The sequence below is a fragment of the Brucella pseudintermedia genome (assembly GCF_008932435.1).
In the GTDB taxonomy this organism is placed as follows: domain Bacteria; phylum Pseudomonadota; class Alphaproteobacteria; order Rhizobiales; family Rhizobiaceae; genus Brucella; species Brucella pseudintermedia.
Window position 1 is genome coordinate 181,488 of the sequence record NZ_WBWE01000011.1, and the last position, 15,715, is coordinate 197,202.

Here is a 15,715-nt window from a genome sequence, read left to right on the forward strand (position 1 = left end):
TGTTCCCGAAGCCACCGACGCACCGATCTTCGCGATTTCCCAAATGCCAATAGACACCCGATCGAAGTGGGATGGAAGCGTGCCTCTACAGGAGCATTGCCTGCTGAAACGTCGATTTTTAGCTGAAATACCAATGCCTCGGCCTGCATTGAATTTTAGTGAGATTGTTCGTTCCCTTGTACGGCTACAGCACTACCAACATGCAGAACGGTCGAATGACTATGCGTGTTCTCTGCCTGCGTGTAATGGCGGTTGCCTTCGACATAAGCCTCGCAAGCGGTCCCCTGCAGGACACGCGCGACGTCGGCAAAGACCTCTTCGCGTTCCTTGATGCTGAGGTCTTTGATGAGTTTTATCTTCTCTTCTCTTCTCTTCCCTATCCGGTCTCACTCTGAACAGACGTGGGATATTGACCGATCTCATCAAGCCTCGGTCACGACAGAGCTAGGATAGAGGAAATTTCTGTTCAAGACCTCAGTGAAGCTTGAACTCGCCTTCGACGCGGCGCCATTCATTCGGTCCGATCAAGCACTGATGCGTATAGCGGACAGAATGGAGCGGGCCTTCAAGCCTGGACTGCCAGAAATCCAGGAACCTGTGCATCTCAGGAAAATCGGGTGCCAGATCGTAGTCCTGCCAGACATAGGTCTGCAGCACGGATTCGAAATCAGGAATGCGATAGAGGATGTGCGCGGTGGTGAGGCCGTAGCCATTGAGCTGACGTTCCAGATCCGATGAGAATTGCATGCTTCATCTCCGTTTCATGACACTGTGAAGTGTGTCGCAAAATTTCACGACCATCAACGGATTTTTAAACGCAATCGCGCCGTTTATTGTTCCTTTCCAGTATGTTAGTAGCATCAGAAGACGAGTGCTAATTTTTCGTTTCTCCCTCTTGAAATCGAAAAATCTCAAAACCAGATCATTTTGCGCAAAATGCTCGACTTGAGGTTTTGCACCCGCCCGGACCGATCATTCGGTCCGGCCAGAGGGAACAACGTCATCATTTTTGCTCAACGGAGGAAAACATGTCGTTCCGACCGCTTCATGATCGCATTCTCGTCCGCCGGGTCGAATCCGAAGAAAAGACCAAGGGCGGCATCATCATTCCCGACACCGCCAAGGAAAAGCCGCAGGAAGGCGAAGTCATCGCCGTAGGTCCCGGCGCGCGCAACGATGCCGGCCAGATCCAGGCGCTCGACGTCAAGGCCGGCGACCGCATCCTGTTCGGCAAATGGTCCGGCACCGAGATCAAGATCAACGGCGAAGACCTGCTGATCATGAAGGAAAGCGATGTCATGGGCATCATCGAAACCCAGGCAGAGCAGAAAAAAGCTGCCTGAGGCGATAACCCGTCAATCCAACCCATCAGTCACATAGCTGCCTATTGAGGAGTTAGAAAAAATGGCTGCGAAAGAAGTCAAGTTCCACACCGATGCCCGTGAACGCATGCTGCGGGGAGTTGACGTGCTGGCCAATGCCGTGAAGGTCACGCTCGGTCCAAAGGGCCGCAATGTCGTGATCGACAAGTCCTTCGGTGCCCCTCGTATAACCAAGGACGGCGTTTCCGTCGCCAAGGAAATTGAACTGGAAGACAAGTTCGAGAACATGGGCGCCCAGATGCTGCGCGAAGTGGCATCGAAGACGAACGATCTCGCCGGCGACGGCACGACAACCGCGACCGTGCTTGCCCAGGCCATCGTTAAGGAAGGCGCCAAGGCCGTCGCCTCCGGCATGAATCCGATGGACCTGAAGCGTGGCATCGATCTCGCCGTCGATGCGGTTGTCAAGGAGTTGAAGACCAACGCCCGCAAGATCACCAGCAATTCCGAAATTGCTCAAGTTGGTACCATCTCCGCCAACGGAGATACGGAGATCGGTCGTTATCTTGCCGAGGCGATGGAGAAAGTCGGCAACGAAGGTGTTATAACTGTCGAAGAAGCCAAGACCGCTGAAACCGAACTCGAAGTCGTCGAAGGCATGCAGTTCGATCGCGGCTATCTCAGCCCCTACTTCGTCACCAACCAAGACAAGATGCGGGTGGAACTGGAAGATCCCTATATCCTGATCCATGAGAAGAAGTTGTCGAACCTGCAGGCGATGCTGCCGGTTCTCGAAGCCGTCGTCCAGTCCGGCAAACCGCTCGTCATCATCGCTGAAGACGTCGAAGGGGAAGCTCTTGCAACGCTTGTCGTCAACAAGCTGCGTGGCGGTCTCAAGATAGCTGCCGTCAAGGCTCCTGGCTTCGGCGACCGTCGCAAGGCCATGCTGGAAGACATCGCCATCCTGACGGGAGGAACCGTGATCTCGGAAGACCTCGGCATCAAGTTGGAAAACGTCACCCTCAACATGCTCGGCCGGGCGAAGAGAGTGGCGATCGAGAAGGAGAACACCACCATTATCGATGGCGTCGGTTCCAAGGCGGAAATCGATGGCCGCGTTGCGCAGATTCGGGCTCAGATCGAGGAGACAACCTCCGACTACGACCGCGAAAAGCTACAGGAACGTCTTGCCAAGCTTGCCGGGGGCGTTGCCGTCATCCGCGTCGGTGGCTCGACGGAAGTCGAAGTGAAGGAGAAAAAGGACCGCGTCGACGATGCGCTGCATGCGACCCGCGCCGCGGTAGAGGAAGGCATTCTCCCGGGTGGCGGTGTCGCTCTCCTGCGCGCCGTTAAGGCGCTCGAGGACCTTCCGATCGCGAACGACGATCAGCGTGTCGGCGTCGAGATCGTGCGACGGGCGATTGAAGCACCTGTTCGCCAGATCGCCGAAAATGCCGGTGCCGAAGGTTCGATCATTGTCGGCAAACTGCGTGAAAAAACCGACTTCTCCTATGGCTGGAACGCCCAGACCGGCGAATATGGTGATCTTTATGCTCAGGGTGTCATCGATCCGGTCAAGGTTGTGCGCACTGCGCTGCAGGACGCAGCCTCGGTTGCCGGTCTTCTGGTGACAACGGAAGCGATGATAGCGGAGAAGCCCAAAAAGGAGGCCGCTCCAGCCCTACCGGCTAGCGCCGGCATGGATTTCTAAGCGATTGTCTTAGGCTCGCCCCCGCTGGGGGCGAGCCTCCAATGAGGAGATAAAAACGGTTCAGAATACAATCAAGCGCCCACCCCAACCACTCTATTCCAGAGACCTTGTTGTCTGTCAGAGGGTTTTCGATGACATTCGATCGAGAGCTGGCGTTGCCAAGGAGACTGAGGAAGCGGAGCGAATGGCGGCCATCACTGTGGAATTATACAGGCAAGGTGTTCGCGAACCGAGCCATCTAAAAACAATGGTCGAGGCCGCGCGAGGCGTGTTCGATCACCGGGCGCACTAACGACTTGCGCCACATGCAACCGAAACCATCCACCTGGCATCAAAGGGGGTCAAGCTATGAGAAAGGAAAGATTGGAAAATTCGATTCCGGAGAAACCAGCAGCAATTAGCGCCGAGCATCTGCATCATCCGGCCCAACATTTCGGTCATCCCCGAGACGTTCTTGCAGCCGACGATATCGACATAGACGAGAAACGCGCCATTCTTGCGTCGTGGGCATCCGACATCTTTGCCATCGATTCCAGTCCGGCCCTTCGCCTTTATCCTGGAACCGATAAGGCCGTCTCATATGACGAAATCATCGAAGCGCTGAAGACGCTGGACCTGTCTGATCGGCAAGGGCGAGGCGCTCACGTATCGAAGAATGCACGGCAAAATCCGCAGCTAATCCGTCGAATGGCCAGCGCTACCAAATGTTTCACCAATCGCGGATTAAAGCCCTGTACGGGCCTTTGAAGTCAGCGCATCATCAAGAAACCGGACGGCATTGAGAATCGCTTGATCCGCTTCAGGCAGGACACCGGCCAGCAGATGCCAGACATGAAACATACCCGGCCACACTTCAAGCGACACGCGCACACGAGCCTCACCCAGATTGGATGCAAGGCGGATTGCATCGCTGAGCATTACCTCGTTTTCACCGATCTGGATCAGCACCGGTGCCAGATCGTGTAAATCTGCGAAAACTGGAGAGGCATCAGGATGTGTCGGCAATTCCCCGGCAAGGAACATCCGCGCCAGCTTATTCAAAAATTCGACGCTGCAAAGCGGATCAATACCGTCGCGGACAGTGGCGGACAGGCCACTATGAGTTAGATTGGCCCAAGGTGAAAAAGCAGCACCCGCCACAGGCAATGCGATCCCCGCATCGCGGGCCTTGCGCATCATTGTGACAACCATCGCACCGCCAGCGGAATCGCCCGCAAGAACGAGGTTTTTCGGATCAACGCCTGATGAAAGCAGCGCACGATAGGCGGCAAACACATCATCAATCGGGGTTGGAAACGGAAATTCCGGTGCCTGACGATAATCGGGTGCGTAGATTTTTGCATTCAAGGCCTTTGCCAGCCGCCCGGTCAAACCGCGATAGCCTTCAACGCCGCCATGAACATATCCGCCGCCGTGGATATAGAGCAAGACCCGTTGAGGTTCCGGGCCTTCGGGAACAGCCGTCATCGTCGGCACGGAATCCAGCGTCGCGGTTCCATAGGAAACGTCTTTCATCGCGGGAAACAGGTGGCCAAGACCGCTCATATAATCAGTACGGACTTGCGCCCAACTGGCTTCTGACGTGCCGTAAATCTTTTCTACAACGGGACCCGCGGCCTCGATCCAGCCGTTGAGGGCCGCCTGTGCATTTTCGGGAAGCGTATTCTGGGAGGACATTTAAATACCTTTCATAATCTGTTCGACAATGAGTTATATGGACCTTCGATTGACGAACAGGTTTCCCCAATGCAGCGCCGTGACATCGCGAAACATCTGCCCGCTGCTTCCGAGCTTGATCTCGGGGCGTTGCGCATCTTTGTCGCCGTGGCAGAAGCCGGCAGCTTTGTCGGGGGTGGAAAGGCGGTGGGATTGACCCGTTCTGCGGCGGGTAAGGCGCTGGCGCGGCTGGAGGCTTACCTTGGAACGCGGCTGTTCCACCGCACCACCCGCCGCCTTTCCCTGACAAACGAGGGCCATGAATTCTACCACCGAAGCAGGCAACTGCTCGAAGACCTTGCCGAGGCCGAGGCAAGCATTCGTCCCAACCGGCTTCAGCCTCGCGGCACATTGCGCCTGACGGTCTCGGAAGGTTACGGAAAGGCGAAAATCATTCCTTACCTCGCGACTTATCTCGAAACCGCGCCCGATCTAGCTGTGGAAGTGAGCTTCACCGACCGGATGGTCGATCTGGTCGAAGAGGGCTTTGACCTTGCGATCCGGGTCGGGTCAGTCGCGACAAGCGGGCAGTATATCACGCAGGTGATCGACCGGACGCGGCTGGGACTTTATGCGTCACCGGACTATCTCCTCAAACGGGGCAAACCGGCCAGTACTGATGAGCTTAGGCATCATCAACGGTTAATTTACGGCCTGGGCACCACGTCAACGGTATGGAACCTGCTCCGTGAGGATGATCTGCCCATTACGATTGAAGGAGGTGTCCATATCCGCTTTGACAGCGGCGACGCGATCCGTGTGGCCGCCCTCGCGGGCCTTGGGATCGCACTTCTGCCCTCGTTCATCGTTGAACAAGATATCACGGACGGCAAGCTGGTGGAAATCCTGCCGAAAACCGCTATGAGCGAAGCCGCCATCCATGCGATTTATCCCAGCAGGCGTCACCTTTCCATCCGCACCCGAAGCTTCATTGAGGGGCTGAAGCGTTCTTTCCGATAGTGCGGAGGCACCGCTCAATCTGGCTCATCCACGCTCACGGCAAGCGACAAGCCTGCCATAAGGATGATGAAGACGCCAAAGCCCAGCACGGTATGGAAAACGCCGATGTGGCCTGCGGCATATCCGGCTATCATCGCCAGAAGCGCGTTCGGCAGATAGCTGGCTATGTAGAAGGACGAGATCAGGCCGGCACGTTCTTCGGGCCTTGCCCGCGCCACAAGACCGCGCAAGACGCCAAGGAAGCCAGCGCCAAAGCCGATGCCGGTCGGCAGTGAACCGAACAGAAGCAAGACAGGGCTGTGAAATAGCGTACCGAGCAGGACGATCCCGGTTCCGGCAATAATCGCCAGCCCCGCCCAGTTGCGCGCCGTTGTTGCCGAATGATGGCGGAACAGCATGACGGCACCCGCACCCGCCAGAGTCAGAATTCCGACCGCAGCACCACTCAGCCACGCCATCGACGGTCCTGCCGCCATTTCGTGCAGAAGCCCGGGCAACAGCGACAGAAACAGCGCGCCCAATCCCCAGACCGCGACATTCAGCGGGATGATGCGGAGAAACATGGCTCGCACCTCGGTCGGAATCTCGACCTTTGGACGCAGGGATAAGCCTTTGCTGATTCTGTTCTGGAAAGTCTCCGCTGAAAGCAAGGTGCGCAGTATTTGGATCAGGGAAAGCCCCAGGGTCAGTGCATAGACCAGCCGCAAGGGTAACGGCGCGAACTGGACCAGAACACCTGCCCCGATCGCGCCCAATGCCATGCCAACCATAGGCGCCAGACTGTTGATCACCGCGCCTGTCTTGTGATCGACATCCAGAAGCGCTGCCGCAACCGCCGTGGTCGCAATACCTGTGGCAAAACCCTGAACCAGACGCGCCGCCACCAGCCAGCTTCCGCTGTCAGCAACGAGGAACATGACAAGGGCAACACATTCCACCGCGAGCGCCGCCACGATGACAGACCGTCGGCCATAATGGTTGGATAAAGCTCCCAGAAACAACAGCGAGACGAGCAGCGTTCCGACATAGATCGCGAAAATCACGCTGATCAGAAAGGCCGAAATGCCCCAGCTTGCCTGATAAAGCGGAAACAGCGGCGTCGTCATGCTCGATGCCGCGAAAAACCTCAACCTGCCGAAGCTTCGTGACGATCTCGTCGGGCTTGTGTCGCTTGTTTGCCATTGTGGTCCTCCTTCATGGTCAAAACCATACTTCAAGGTGGACCCGTTCAATGGGGGTGGATCAATGGCAATCAATGTCACGAACCAAACCGCCGACCAGTTGACCCGCAAGTTCGCGAAGATCGCGAATGTGAGCATTTCTGATGCGATCGTCATTGCCATGCGCGAAGCGATCGAGCGTCGTTTGAACGTCGAGACACCGGCTCAGACGGCTGCACGGCTGCGCGAAAAATATCATGTCGAGGGCAAGGAAGCAGCCAAAAAGCCGCTTCCGAAAGAAGCCTTTGACGAGATGTGGGAAGCGTGAGCGGCATGTTTATTGACGCTTGCGCCCTTGTCGCCGTTCTGGCCGATGAACCCGAATCGGAACGCGTGTCCGCCGCGATCATGAGCGCCAAGAAGCGTTTCACATCGCCGCTTGCCATTCTGGAAACGGCCCTCGCCCTCTCCCGGCCCGACAAGTTCGACCTTGCTATTGGCCAGGTCGAGCCGCTTATTATGGAATTTCTGGACGCTCGCGCTATCGAAATACGCGACTTGCCGCCCGCAAGACGCACCACAGCGCTGTCTCTTCACGCGGCCAATACCTATCGAAAAGGCCGTCACGGTCTTAATCTCGCAGACTGCATTCATTACGCGTGCGCAAAATACTATCGTGTCCCGATCTTGGCGACGGACGATGAATTTAGCGAAACCGACCTCGAAACCGTCCCGTAGGGCTCGTTTGCGGTAGGGGGCGAAATCCTACCCTAGGACTGAAGTGCCCCAAGGCTTCCCTCTATCTTTCGTCACCGAAATATTTCCGTCTCAGCCGCTCAAGTTCGCCGCCTTCCTGCAGTGCCAGGATTTCCAAGGTGACGTCGTGGCTGAGCGTATCGCCATGGCGGAAGCCGAAGCCGTATTTGTCGGGGTGGAAGATGGCTCCAACGACGGATAAAGGCGTAGAAGCATGCGTGTGGGCATAATATTCGAGGACCGGCGCATCACCGATGATCGCTGTGACCTCGCCCGAAACGAGGCTCTGGACCGCACTGTCGATGTTGCCATAGGGTCTTGTTGCAAGCCGCATATCGTTTGAATAGCTCTCCGCCACGCTGCCGCCGAGTACGCCGACACTGCGGCCGGGAAGATCCGCGAGCGAATTGATCTGGTGCGTCAGTGTCAGGGCCGTCATGACGCTTGTTACCGAAGAGGTAACGTAGGCGATCACGGCCACCCCGCAGACCATCCAGATGCCGCCGGAAATGCGCCCGATCCAGCCCAGCGCATTGGCGCGCGTGACCTTGCCCGACGTGGCAACCGACATGACCTCATAAAAACTCTCGGCAAGGCCTTCGTGCCATCTTCGTGGAAAGTCCTTGTCGAAACGGCGATAGAATACGGCCAGCAGAATCGTGGCCACGACTATGATGAAGACGAGCCAGGCCATGGCGCGAAGGTGCCCGGCCTTCTCCAAGCCGCCAAGAATCTGCCAGAAGCCGGAGCCCTGACTGTCGGCAATCATGATCCGAAGGCCCGCATCATACCAAGGTTGGGAAAAGGCAATGCGTTCGACGCGGTCTTTGGTGATGGTGAGATTCGACACCGCCACCTGTGCCTCTCCGCGCTGCACCGCTGCGATCAACGCCTCGAAAGTCGGATATTCCCGATACGAATAGCTGAGATTAAGGGGTGCAGTTGCTTCCCAAAGTTCTATCGCCATACCGGAATAATGGTCGCCGTCCTTCATCACAAAAGGCGGGCTCACATAGAGGCCAATCGTCAGCGGCTGTGTCGATATAGTGTCGTTTTGCGCTGTTGCGGATTGAGCAATGAACGTGGTTGCGACGATTGCAAGGAGCAGAAAGAAAATACGAAAGTTCATATCAATTATTCGACACCGACGTCGGTTCCCTCCCGGTTTCCGGTTTGGGAGCGGCGCTCCCGGATCTGTGTAACGCGGCACATGCCGCAAACAGGCCGCAGGCGAGAGCGGCGAAGATCGGCAATCCGTGGGGCGAGATTTCCATCGCTAACCCGCCTATCAGCGGGCCGGCAAGGGCGCCAAGCCCCCAGGCAATCGACAGCAAAGCATAGACGCTGACCAGTTCACCGTCTTTGTAGCGATCGCCGAGAATGGCGATGGTCGTCGTGTAGATGCCGACGAACGCGCCGCCCCAGACGAACAACAGCGGATAGGCGAGCCAGGCATGCGTCAGGGCGGCGGGCCAGATGAGCGCCCCCGCGGTCGAGACCATCGCCAGGATGACGACGAGGAGGCGACGATTCATCCGGTCGCCCAACCAGCCGATGGGAAGCTGAAGCAGGATCGATCCGATGAGCAGGATCGTGAGGAGGAAGGTCGCCGACTGTTCCGGCCAGCCGAGCGCCATCGCATAAAGGGGCAGGAGGCTGAGACCAGCCGATTCCAGCGCCGCGTTCAGGCCCGCGGCGGCAACCGCCACCGGCACGAGCCTCAGGTAGCGGAACGGGCTGTCCTTCGGCGCGCTCTCGTGCCGCGCTTCATGCGGTCGTCCGAACTGCAGAACCGCGCAGGCTGCGAGTGCGAGCGCGGCTCCGATAATGAATGCAAGCGCCATGTTTCGTCCGACAAGCGCCAGAATCGCCGGACCGAGCGCGGTTCCGGCCGACAAGGCCGTCACATAAATCGCGATCGTCTTGCCTCTTTTGGCCGCGCTCGTGATCTGGTTCAGCCAAGTCTCGGAAACCACGAAGAGGGTTTCGGAAGCGGCGCCCAAGGCCGCCCGCAGCGGAAACCACAGCCACAGGAAAGGGGCGGCGGGAAAGAGAGCGAACAGTGCGCCGGCGAGAAGCAGCGCACCCTTGGCGAGCTTGCCGAAGCCCAGGCTCCTGGAAAGGCGGGGAAGCACCGGCGCGACAACGAGGACGCCGACCGCGTACATGGCGCCGTTCGCGCCGATTAAAGTCTCGGTGTAGCCGGCATCTGAAAGTTCGAGCGCGATCAGCGGCGCGCTGAGACCGTAGGTCAATCCGAAGGTAGCGGCCGTCAAGATTACTATTGCTGTCGTTCTTGTCGTTCCGGTCAAGCCGCTGCCCCTTTGCCCTCCGCCCGCTCATCCTTGTGAGCCAACGTCTTTCTGGCGCGAAGGGCGTCGCTCAATTTTCTTCTCCATCGGCGCTCGCTATGTTCCACCACATGTTTGAGCAGCCGCGTGTAATCGAGCACCAATCCCGGCGTCCACGTCATGGCCTCGGCACGACCGCGCACGATCCGCATCAGCCAGAAATGCGGATCGCTGACGATGCGAAAGAGATCGCGCCAGAGTTTCCCGGTGTAAGCCGCTCCCTCAATGGCGGCGTCGAGCGCCTGGATCACCGTCGTCGAACAGTTGCGCGCAGTGAGATTGTAGGTCGTGTCTTTTGAGTAGGCTTGCCAGAACGTCCGTAGCGCCTGCGGATTGAACTGGCGAAAGGTGATCCTCTGATCGGGCATGCACCAGGCGGCAGCCTCGATCGCCAGAGATTCATTGAAGCGACCGGGCACGTTGTTTTCAGGTCCTGCGTAAAGCAGGGAACGGAAATCGTCCGGGCTGTGATCGATGTCGTTCGCCGGATAGTGGCTGACATAAAGATCGGGCGGCATTTCCAATGCCGCATGGCCTGTGGAGATCACCCCCTTCTTGTCGACGGCGGCCACGTAGCGGTCTATCAGTAATCGGCGCTGTGGGTCCTTCACCGAGCCGACGGCGGTCCAGACATAAACGTTGAGAATCTGATCACCGGCGCTGTCAATGGCATTTTCGGTGATGAGTGGATGGACCTTTCCACCTTGCCAGTTCCGCGCCGCATAGAGCGGCAGCGAGGTAACGGAAGCACCCTCCGGCAAATCGCGCAACGGCAGAGACATGCGGATTAGTGCATATCCGGAGGTGAGCAGGAGCAGCGCAAAGCAGAACGGTACGGTCAGCCGATGCGGGATGGGCCACGATGCAAGAATTCCGATCGCCAAAGAAACTTCGACCAAACCCGCCGCAATGCCGACGCGCCAGCGGTGGCTATGAACGACATAGGCCGAGGCAATGCGGAACAGTCCATCGGTCAGGAACGCAAGACCGAAGACGATGGCCGCTCCGATATTGTTGTCCCACGGAACGTTGAAAACCAGAAAGGCGGCAAAGAGAAAAGTGCCGCCGCGCAGCGCGTCGATCCAGTAGCTCCGCAGCCCGCGGGAGGCCGCCGCTGTGATCTCCACCAGGCCTTCGGCCACAAGAAAGATCGCAAGCGTATCGAGAACGACCGACAGTATGCCATCACTAAGATCGAGCAGGATCGTGACACCGAGCGCCATCCAGACGATGCCGGCAAGAGAAAGCCACCGCCATGTCGGTTTCAGAGCGCGTGCACCAAGAAGCAGAAAGAGCAGCCGGATCATGGCTCGCCTCGTATTTGGAGGCGTGTGCGGTCGAATCGGAGGTTTGCCTGAACCATCGTGTTGACCATTCCCCTATCCCTAAAATTCTGATGGCCGGACGAACCGGTCACAGAAGGAAGATCAATGCCGTATGTTAGGTGGAAATCCACATTGGCTTGCCCTGGATCAACTATTGAGTGAAGCCCTTCGCTTCCATGCAGGATTTGACCAGTTCGGCTTGGTCCATGGCCTGGACAATGCCGTCGCCAATTCCCTGACCGATTGCATCGGTCATGTTCTTCGGCCTGTCATTGGATCCTATCCCGATGGTCGCAGCCTGCGCCTGATACTTGCAGTCGGCCATGGCCTGATCCGCTTCAGATCGGGGCGTGTTGTCCTTCACCCAGGGTTTGGGGCTGCTCGTGCAGCCGGTAGCCACAAATAGCGGAATCGTCAGGATAATGAAAAGCTTGGAATTCACTGCAAACGTCTCCCCTCGAAAATAGCGTATGCGTCACTTGTCATTGTGAACGCAGAATCGATCTTGGACTGCGATAGCGATCCCCCCACCACCGTCGATAATTTAGCAACGAGCATTATTATTCAACCTTACACTGGCAAAATGGCGAACAATCACGCTCGCTTGAGGGGGAGAGAGAGGCCCAATGCAACGATTTCTGACGATTGCATTTTTGCTGATTGGCTCATTTTGGATCACTTCAAACGCAAATGCGCAGGCGGCAAAACGTCTGTCGTCAAAACCAGCATTAACTATCGTCCTCCTTCAATGTGCTTGCGGGAACATAGCGGTATAGTGTGGGAACCGAGACACCGAGGCGAGCGGCGATCTCTTTGGCGGTGAGATCGCCCTTTTCGAGCAGAGCTTGCGCCTGGATGACCCCGGCTGCGTCAAGCGCTTTGGGACGTCCGCCCCGCCTGCCCTTTTTGCGCGCCGACTCCAGACCCGCAAGCGTGCGCTCGCGGATCAGATCACGCTCAAATTCGGCTATGGAAGAGAAGATATGAAAGATGAGCCGGCCGCCCGACGACGATGTGTCGATGTTCTCTGTCAACGATCGAAAGCCGATTTTGCGCTCGTGCAGCTCATTGACCGTTTCGATTAGCTGAAGCAGTGACCGCGCCAGTCTGTCCAGTTTCCAAACCACAAGCTGGTCCTGCCCCTCCCGCAAATACTCGATCGCCTTTTGCAGCTCGGGCCGGTCGGTCCGCGCGCCGCTCGCAGTCTCCGTGAAGATCTTCTTACAGCCTGCCGCTTTCAAAGCCTCAATCTGCAAATCTGCAGATTGGTCGTAGGTAGACACTCGGGCGTAGCCAATGAGCATTAAACACTCTCAAAAAGGGCTTCAGTGGGCGTTTTGAGAATGCTATCATTTGAGAAGGCTTTTGAGAAGCCCGCCAGGTTTAGACAGACAATTTTCTGACCTTCAGGTGCGGCCTCTCAAAAACGACCGTTTATGATAAGCTCTACCAGTATCATATTTTGCGAGATAGGAAATAAATGATGGATAAGGAAATAACCAGTGCGCGAGTGTCCATCCTCACTATTGCGATAACGATCGCCGCGTTTTTTTCAGTTCTATCGGCCATCTTTGCAGTCTTTACAGCTTTTCAAACGTATCAAATCAATTCGGATTTAGAGCGCCGGATAGATGCGGTTTCACAGCGCTCCAATCGCAACTGATGCGGGGAGCTCACGTGTTCAGTCGACGCTCTATTGCAGTTGCCGCTCTTGTGGCGGGCGCCATCCTCGCCGGTATGCAATCCGAAGTTGGTCATGTGCTCGACCAGCTCATCACGACGGTTCAAGCAAAGTTGCCGATCGTCGGAACTCCCCTCGCCCGAACCGCAATCGATTCCAAACGTGTCTATGTCTACGATGGCGATACGATCATCATCGACCGGCAACGCATGCGCCTGGTCGGCATCGATGCGCCCGAGGTTTCCGAGCCGCGTTGTGACGCAGAGCGCACAACCGGCTATGCGGCTCGTGATCGCTTGCGCGATCTCATTGCAAGGTCCGTGATGATCGAGATTGCCGATCGAGGCGAGCGTGACAAATATAGTCGCCCATTGGTGCGGCTCTTTGTCGACGGCCGCGACGCCGGGGATCTTCTCATGAGTGAAGGATTAGCCGTCAGGTGGCGACCTGGCTCCAAAACATGGAACGAGCGATTCCGGCATTGGTGCGGAAACACGTCGCCGGCGTCCTGAACCAGTTACGGCTTGTCTTCGAAATTCGTTCCTCGACGTGCCTCAAGGACATGACGCAGCCAGAAGGGTCCGTCCTTGGCTGCTTTGTATCTGGCAAGCCAATACAGCAAAGCCAGAGTCCCGAGCAGGACGAACAGGGAACCGTGATCGAGGAATAGCGAACTGGTGAGGTAAGCGCCGCCGGCAATGAGGACGATCGGATACCACGTCAACAGCGATATCCCGAGAATGGTGCGTTCCTCAGTCGTATGCAGTGGCTCCATCATGTCTCCTGCCGGAATGGCTATTGCCGATAAGTGGACGCGGCGTTGATCGAACCTGGGAACGGGTTGATCACTACGTTCCTTGTATAGTTGCCGCGTCCGGCCTGAGCCTAACACATTAAAACTACAATGCAATTTTGCTGTATACAGCACATGAGTAAGCGGGCAAACGGCCTAGCCGGTTGACGTTCAGAAGGCGAGTTGCCCCGCGCTATGCGCGGCTGCAACTCACATCTCAATCATTTTCTCAATCCGCCTGCCAGCGGAAACCGTTCGCGCCAAGGGGCAGGCGCGGCAAGCCGCTTGTCGCGCCGTCAAAAAAAACGGCTTTCAGCTTGGCGGCCGAACCTTCCGTTTTTTCCGCCGTCACGACCCCTTGACCCGCCCGGTTTCAGCCGGGTGGCGGGCTGCGCCCTCCCCCCTCTGCCCGGGGGAAAGCCACGAGGTCTTTCCCCGAACAGATCGGGGAGGCTTCGCCCAAAGCGGAAAGGAGAGCCAGCTATGACGAACGAAAAGCGCGACACGTATCAGATCATCACCAACAAGATTGTTGCGGCGCTGGAGCAAGGGACGTGGCCATGGTTTCAGCCGTGGGGCGCAGCCGGCACGCCCGTTAGGCCCTTGCGTCACAACGGCGTTCCCTACCGTGGAATCAATACCGTGTTGCTCTGGATGGCTGCACAAGAAAACGGCTATTCGTCCGCTTTCTGGATGACCTATAAGCAGGCGCAGGAGCTTGGCGGTCAGGTCCGCAAGGGTGAGCGCTCGGCGCTCGTCGTCTATGCTGGCGCGATTGAGAAAACCGAGCAGGCCGACAACGGTGAAGAGATCGAGAAGCGCATACCTTTCATGAAAGGGTACAGCGTTTTCAATGCGGACCAGATCGACCGGTTGCCCGAGCATTTTTATGCGAAGATCGAGCCGCAGGGCGAGCCGAAAGAACGCATCGCTCACGCGGATGCATTCTTTGCCAACCTTGGCGCTGATATTCGCGAAGGCGGGAACAGTGCCTATTATCGGATCGATCAAGACTTCATCGGAATGCCGAAGTTCGATTCCTTCGTGTCAGCCGAGGCGCATGCAGCAACGCTTGCTCACGAATGCGTCCATTGGACTCGGCATCCAAGCCGCCTTGATCGTGATCTAGGCCGCAAGCAATGGGGCGACGAAGGATACGCCCTAGAGGAAGTTGTTGCCGAGCTCGGCAGTGTTTTCGTCGCAGCGGATTTGGGGCTTGCGGCGGAACCGCGCGACGATCATGCGGCTTATATCGCCTCGTGGGTCAAGGTCCTCAAAAACGACAAGCGCGCCATCTTTCAGGCTGCGAGCCACGCGGAGAAGGCTGTCGCCTATCTTCATAGCTTGCAGCCCTGCAGCAACCACGAAACCGAAGATTTACGCGCCGCCGCTTGAGCGGCGCGAGAAAGGCCGAGTCATGGGTACGATTGGCGATTTGGAACGACAGGCAGGAATAGGGCCGACACGCGAGGAGCGCGCCGCGTTCTGGTTGCGCTTCCGGCATCTGGACGGAAGGGCCTGCCTGGAGGCTGGTGTAGCCGAGCTTCACCGCATCATCGCCGAAAAGGCAGAACTAGACCGCCACTCAGGAAGGGACGGACAGGCGGAGCATAGATGACTTGATTGAACGGTTTAATGCACGGTAGCAAGTGCTGCCCGCTTGAATACGGAGGAAAAATGAGCCGCTAGGCGCCTCAATCTCATTCCCGCGTGCAATCATCCCGGCGATTTTTGTTCGGGCTGCCTCTAAGCCGCGTTCAACTGCGATAGGGTCGTCGCGGTACTGGTCGCGCAGTTTGCGTTCAATGTAAGCTGATCCACCCCCATTGAACGGGTCCACCTTGAAGTATGGTTTTGACCATGAAGGAGGACCACAATGGCAAACAAGCGACACAAGCCCGACGAGATCGTCACGAAGCTTCGGCAGGTTGAGGTTTTGC

At 57.2% G+C, this 15,715-nt stretch carries 22 protein-coding genes; 11 read left to right on the forward strand and 11 right to left on the reverse strand.

Annotation, left to right across the window (positions count from 1 at the left end; translation table 11 throughout):
• The first annotated feature begins 215 nt into the window (after window positions 1–215).
• Window positions 216–395: a hypothetical protein gene (locus F9K78_RS15545; protein WP_138787514.1), complete on the forward strand. Its 180-nt coding sequence runs from the start codon at window positions 216–218 to the stop codon at window positions 393–395.
• A 79-nt stretch (window positions 396–474) separates the two neighbouring features.
• Here the strand turns inward: F9K78_RS15545 and F9K78_RS15550 are convergent, their stop codons facing one another.
• Window positions 475–747 carry an usg protein gene (locus F9K78_RS15550; RefSeq protein WP_006469958.1) on the reverse strand — a complete coding sequence of 91 codons (273 nt, stop codon included), beginning with the start codon at window positions 745–747 and terminating at the stop codon, window positions 475–477.
• 281 nt (window positions 748–1,028) lie between these two features.
• On the opposite strand from F9K78_RS15550, the gene groES reads away from it, so the two are divergent.
• The 4 genes from groES (at window position 1,029) to F9K78_RS15570 (ending at window position 3,780) form a co-directional block, all read left to right on the forward strand.
• Window positions 1,029–1,343, forward strand: coding sequence for a co-chaperone GroES (gene groES / locus F9K78_RS15555; protein ID WP_006471526.1), 315 nt, complete (start codon window positions 1,029–1,031; stop codon window positions 1,341–1,343).
• A gap of 61 nt (window positions 1,344–1,404) precedes the next feature.
• Window positions 1,405–3,033, forward strand: a complete 1,629-nt coding sequence (gene groL, locus F9K78_RS15560; RefSeq protein WP_109987531.1) for a chaperonin GroEL — start codon at window positions 1,405–1,407, stop codon at window positions 3,031–3,033.
• A 49-nt stretch (window positions 3,034–3,082) separates the two neighbouring features.
• Complete coding sequence (locus tag F9K78_RS22105; RefSeq protein ID WP_151682392.1) at window positions 3,083–3,325, forward strand: hypothetical protein; 243 nt, start codon at window positions 3,083–3,085, stop codon at window positions 3,323–3,325.
• A 56-nt stretch (window positions 3,326–3,381) separates the two neighbouring features.
• A complete protein-coding gene (locus tag F9K78_RS15570; protein ID WP_109987533.1) occupies window positions 3,382–3,780 on the forward strand; it encodes a hypothetical protein in 399 nt (132 codons plus the stop codon).
• On the opposite strand, the gene F9K78_RS15575 is transcribed toward F9K78_RS15570, so the two are convergent.
• The gene (locus F9K78_RS15575; protein ID WP_109987534.1) at window positions 3,757–4,710 is read right to left on the reverse strand and encodes an alpha/beta hydrolase; all 954 of its coding nucleotides are present in this window, start codon (window positions 4,708–4,710) and stop codon (window positions 3,757–3,759) included. The two genes, F9K78_RS15570 and F9K78_RS15575, sit on opposite strands and share 24 nt — an antisense overlap.
• Window positions 4,711–4,779: 69 nt before the next feature.
• Between F9K78_RS15575 and F9K78_RS15580 the strand changes: the two genes are divergently transcribed.
• The gene (locus tag F9K78_RS15580) at window positions 4,780–5,709 is read left to right on the forward strand and encodes a LysR family transcriptional regulator (RefSeq protein ID WP_174813364.1); all 930 of its coding nucleotides are present in this window, start codon (window positions 4,780–4,782) and stop codon (window positions 5,707–5,709) included.
• Between the two features lie 14 nt (window positions 5,710–5,723).
• Here F9K78_RS15580 and F9K78_RS15585 read toward each other — a convergent pair whose 3' ends face one another.
• Entirely contained in the window at window positions 5,724–6,815 is a 1,092-nt protein-coding gene (locus F9K78_RS15585) for an MFS transporter (RefSeq protein WP_235925444.1), read from the reverse strand.
• On the opposite strand from F9K78_RS15585, the gene F9K78_RS22240 reads away from it, so the two are divergent.
• Together F9K78_RS22240 and F9K78_RS15595 are read left to right on the forward strand one after the other, a co-directional pair.
• Complete coding sequence (locus F9K78_RS22240; RefSeq protein WP_268903004.1) at window positions 6,814–7,197, forward strand: type II toxin-antitoxin system VapB family antitoxin; 384 nt, start codon at window positions 6,814–6,816, stop codon at window positions 7,195–7,197. The genes F9K78_RS15585 and F9K78_RS22240 overlap by 2 nt on opposite strands.
• Window positions 7,198–7,202: 5 nt before the next feature.
• Window positions 7,203–7,607, forward strand: a complete 405-nt coding sequence (locus F9K78_RS15595; protein ID WP_119039404.1) for a type II toxin-antitoxin system VapC family toxin — start codon at window positions 7,203–7,205, stop codon at window positions 7,605–7,607.
• A 61-nt stretch (window positions 7,608–7,668) separates the two neighbouring features.
• Here F9K78_RS15595 and F9K78_RS15600 read toward each other — a convergent pair whose 3' ends face one another.
• The 5 genes from F9K78_RS15600 to F9K78_RS15620 all read right to left on the reverse strand — a co-directional run bounded on the left by F9K78_RS15600 (window position 7,669) and on the right by F9K78_RS15620 (window position 12,605).
• Window positions 7,669–8,754, reverse strand: a complete 1,086-nt coding sequence (locus tag F9K78_RS15600; protein WP_119039402.1) for a transporter substrate-binding domain-containing protein — start codon at window positions 8,752–8,754, stop codon at window positions 7,669–7,671.
• Between the two features lies 1 nt (window position 8,755).
• Window positions 8,756–9,937, reverse strand: a complete 1,182-nt coding sequence (locus F9K78_RS15605) for an MFS transporter (RefSeq protein WP_119039399.1) — start codon at window positions 9,935–9,937, stop codon at window positions 8,756–8,758.
• Window positions 9,934–11,283 carry an HdeD family acid-resistance protein gene (locus F9K78_RS15610; RefSeq protein ID WP_119039397.1) on the reverse strand — a complete coding sequence of 450 codons (1,350 nt, stop codon included), beginning with the start codon at window positions 11,281–11,283 and terminating at the stop codon, window positions 9,934–9,936. Before F9K78_RS15610 ends, F9K78_RS15605 begins: the two co-directional genes overlap by 4 nt.
• Window positions 11,284–11,452: 169 nt before the next feature.
• The gene (locus tag F9K78_RS15615) at window positions 11,453–11,743 is read right to left on the reverse strand and encodes a hypothetical protein (RefSeq protein WP_119039395.1); all 291 of its coding nucleotides are present in this window, start codon (window positions 11,741–11,743) and stop codon (window positions 11,453–11,455) included.
• Between the two features lie 286 nt (window positions 11,744–12,029).
• Window positions 12,030–12,605 (reverse strand): recombinase family protein, encoded by a 576-nt coding sequence (locus tag F9K78_RS15620; protein ID WP_121982440.1) that lies wholly within the window; start codon window positions 12,603–12,605, stop codon window positions 12,030–12,032.
• 176 nt (window positions 12,606–12,781) lie between these two features.
• On the opposite strand from F9K78_RS15620, the gene F9K78_RS15625 reads away from it, so the two are divergent.
• Both F9K78_RS15625 and F9K78_RS22110 read left to right on the forward strand, forming a co-directional pair.
• Window positions 12,782–12,964, forward strand: coding sequence for a hypothetical protein (locus F9K78_RS15625; RefSeq protein WP_147380122.1), 183 nt, complete (start codon window positions 12,782–12,784; stop codon window positions 12,962–12,964).
• 14 nt (window positions 12,965–12,978) lie between these two features.
• The gene (locus F9K78_RS22110; protein ID WP_235925446.1) at window positions 12,979–13,494 is read left to right on the forward strand and encodes a thermonuclease family protein; all 516 of its coding nucleotides are present in this window, start codon (window positions 12,979–12,981) and stop codon (window positions 13,492–13,494) included.
• Between the two features lie 5 nt (window positions 13,495–13,499).
• Here F9K78_RS22110 and F9K78_RS15635 read toward each other — a convergent pair whose 3' ends face one another.
• Window positions 13,500–13,760 carry a hypothetical protein gene (locus F9K78_RS15635; protein ID WP_151682383.1) on the reverse strand — a complete coding sequence of 87 codons (261 nt, stop codon included), beginning with the start codon at window positions 13,758–13,760 and terminating at the stop codon, window positions 13,500–13,502.
• A 244-nt stretch (window positions 13,761–14,004) separates the two neighbouring features.
• Window positions 14,005–14,127 (reverse strand): hypothetical protein, encoded by a 123-nt coding sequence (locus tag F9K78_RS22245; RefSeq protein ID WP_268903005.1) that lies wholly within the window; start codon window positions 14,125–14,127, stop codon window positions 14,005–14,007.
• Window positions 14,128–14,258: 131 nt separating this feature from the next.
• Here F9K78_RS22245 and F9K78_RS15640 point away from each other — a divergent pair, with 131 nt between their 5' ends.
• Window positions 14,259–15,170, forward strand: a complete 912-nt coding sequence (locus F9K78_RS15640) for an ArdC family protein (RefSeq protein WP_151682384.1) — start codon at window positions 14,259–14,261, stop codon at window positions 15,168–15,170.
• 190 nt (window positions 15,171–15,360) lie between these two features.
• On the opposite strand, the gene F9K78_RS22020 is transcribed toward F9K78_RS15640, so the two are convergent.
• On the reverse strand, window positions 15,361–15,715 hold a 355-nt coding region (locus tag F9K78_RS22020), incomplete at its 5' end, for a hypothetical protein (protein WP_208851925.1).

Coding starts and splice junctions, on each gene's coding strand:
- F9K78_RS15545 (WP_138787514.1), top strand. CDS start 216: ATGACTATGCGTGTTCTCTGCCTGCGTGTAATGGCGGTTGCCTTCGAC.
- F9K78_RS15550 (WP_006469958.1), bottom strand. CDS start 747: ATGCAATTCTCATCGGATCTGGAACGTCAGCTCAATGGCTACGGCCTC.
- groES (WP_006471526.1), top strand. CDS start 1,029: ATGTCGTTCCGACCGCTTCATGATCGCATTCTCGTCCGCCGGGTCGAA.
- groL (WP_109987531.1), top strand. CDS start 1,405: ATGGCTGCGAAAGAAGTCAAGTTCCACACCGATGCCCGTGAACGCATG.
- F9K78_RS15570 (WP_109987533.1), top strand. CDS start 3,382: ATGAGAAAGGAAAGATTGGAAAATTCGATTCCGGAGAAACCAGCAGCA.
- F9K78_RS15575 (WP_109987534.1), bottom strand. CDS start 4,710: ATGTCCTCCCAGAATACGCTTCCCGAAAATGCACAGGCGGCCCTCAAC.
- F9K78_RS15580 (WP_174813364.1), top strand. CDS start 4,780: ATGCAGCGCCGTGACATCGCGAAACATCTGCCCGCTGCTTCCGAGCTT.
- F9K78_RS22240 (WP_268903004.1), top strand. CDS start 6,814: ATGCTCGATGCCGCGAAAAACCTCAACCTGCCGAAGCTTCGTGACGAT.
- F9K78_RS15585 (WP_235925444.1), bottom strand. CDS start 6,815: ATGACGACGCCGCTGTTTCCGCTTTATCAGGCAAGCTGGGGCATTTCG.
- F9K78_RS15595 (WP_119039404.1), top strand. CDS start 7,203: ATGTTTATTGACGCTTGCGCCCTTGTCGCCGTTCTGGCCGATGAACCC.
- F9K78_RS15600 (WP_119039402.1), bottom strand. CDS start 8,754: ATGAACTTTCGTATTTTCTTTCTGCTCCTTGCAATCGTCGCAACCACG.
- F9K78_RS15610 (WP_119039397.1), bottom strand. CDS start 11,283: ATGATCCGGCTGCTCTTTCTGCTTCTTGGTGCACGCGCTCTGAAACCG.
- F9K78_RS15620 (WP_121982440.1), bottom strand. CDS start 12,605: ATGCTCATTGGCTACGCCCGAGTGTCTACCTACGACCAATCTGCAGAT.
- F9K78_RS15625 (WP_147380122.1), top strand. CDS start 12,782: ATGATGGATAAGGAAATAACCAGTGCGCGAGTGTCCATCCTCACTATT.
- F9K78_RS15635 (WP_151682383.1), bottom strand. CDS start 13,760: ATGATGGAGCCACTGCATACGACTGAGGAACGCACCATTCTCGGGATA.
- F9K78_RS15640 (WP_151682384.1), top strand. CDS start 14,259: ATGACGAACGAAAAGCGCGACACGTATCAGATCATCACCAACAAGATT.